The 964-nt window shown below is 41.1% G+C and carries 1 protein-coding gene; it reads left to right on the forward strand.

Annotated elements, in window-relative coordinates; translation table 11 throughout:
- Positions 1-118: 118 nt before the first annotated feature.
- On the forward strand, positions 119-964 hold an 846-nt coding region (locus tag FC99_RS06380), incomplete at its 3' end, for an IS1380 family transposase (RefSeq protein WP_156639348.1).

Genomic DNA, 964 nt, shown 5'->3' on the forward strand with positions numbered 1-964 from the left:
CCTTTCTAGTCCTTTTTGGTTTCACCCGTTGGGTGTAACCAAAAAAAATAGTTAAAAAAAGAACCCCACAATGTTATTGTGAAGTTACCACACCAAACAATACAAAGGGGAGTTCCTAATGACCAATATACTAGACCATGGCTTAGACTTCAATTCAAAAATTTCTTTCTGTGACGATGGCACCCGACTTACGAATGATTCTGGCTTATTACTAATGACTGATTTCTTACATCACATTAACTTTAAACAGCTGGTTTTGTGCGCACTACCTAAACAAGAGTGGCGTAGAAGCCCTAAACATCGGCTTTCATCTTTACTGACGCAAGTACTACTTCAAAAGATTGCTGGCTATCAAAATGATTCGATGACCAAAAATCTCAGTCATGATCCCGTTTTAAAACTTTGTTTGGATAAAGATACCTTGGCCTCACAACCGACTATCTCCCGATTCATCAATCACCTGGGATCATCGGCCGTCGCTGGTCTTGAAACGTTAAACCGGGATCTCAATAAGCTTGTGATTAAACAAAATAATCAAACTGACATGATTATTGATGTTGATTCTACTCACTCCGATACATTTGGCAACCAAGTTAATGCTGCCTTTAATTCTCATTATGCTTCGATGGGGCTTCACCCATTACTTGCTTTTGATGGTTTGTCTGGTATGTTTTTGGGTGCCAAGCTTCGGCCAGGGAATGTCTACACTTCCACTGGTGTCGTTGACTTTATGCGGCCAATCATCGACTACACTAAGAAGTTTAGTTGTCAGATGAATACGCTGGTTCGTGGTGATAGTGGCTTTGCGACACCGAAGCTCTATCAATTATGTCTATCATCCGATACTGATTTCTTAATCAAACTCAAGACTAACGCCAAGCTTTTGGCGCTGGCTGAATCCTGCGCGAAGCTTATCGATCCTGAGGACACGAGTGCACACTTCTTTAATCTTAATTATCGGGCA

This window comes from Levilactobacillus koreensis JCM 16448, from assembly GCF_001435525.1.
Lineage (GTDB): Bacteria > Bacillota > Bacilli > Lactobacillales > Lactobacillaceae > Levilactobacillus > Levilactobacillus koreensis.